The 708-nt window shown below is 39.7% G+C and carries 1 pseudogene; it reads left to right on the top strand.

What is annotated here, in order from left to right:
* Positions 1–708: pseudogene (gene gyrB, locus A3735_RS09340) on the top strand (DNA gyrase subunit B); the annotation flags it as partial.

The raw sequence follows: 708 nt of genomic DNA, 5'->3' as shown, positions 1-708 counted from the left end.
TAGAACGTGGTCATATTTTTATTGCTATGCCTCCTTTATATAAAGTTAAGAAGGGCAAGCAGGAGCAGTACCTGAAAGACGAAGCTGCCTTAGAACAATACCTGACCCAGTCAGCTTTAGATGATACTCATTTATATGTTGATGAGGGAACACCCTCAATCTCTGGCCAAGGTTTAGAAACCTTAGTTGGTCAATATCGTGAAGTAGAAACCATTATTTCTAAGCTTGCCCGTTCTTATCCGTTACTTGTACTGGAAACTTTGCTTAAAGTAAGCGCGCTGAATAAAGAAGATCTTAAAGAGAAAGCGACAGTTTCGGCTTGGGTTGAAGAAATACAGCCTTTGCTTGGTATTGATACCAAGACAGGTATGAACTATGTATTTGGTATTTCTCACGACGAAGAAAAAGACCTGTACTTACCAAAAGTTGATGTATTTGTGCACGGTATATCAACTGAGTATATCTTCAGTGAAGAGTTCATTGAGTCAGCTGGTTATGAAAAAATTGTCACGATGGCGAAGTCTCTTGAAGGTATTTTCAGTGAGAATAGCTTTATTAAGCGTGGTGAAAAACAGTTTGCGATCACTGATTTTAAGCAAGGTTTAGAGGTTCTAATGAAGGAAGCTCAGCGTGGTCTTTATATTCAGCGATATAAAGGTCTAGGTGAGATGAACCCTGAGCAGCTTTGGGAAACAACGATGGACCCAG

It is taken from the genome of Oleiphilus sp. HI0061, assembly GCF_001635675.1.
This window is presented reverse-complemented; position numbering and strand designations above follow the sequence as displayed.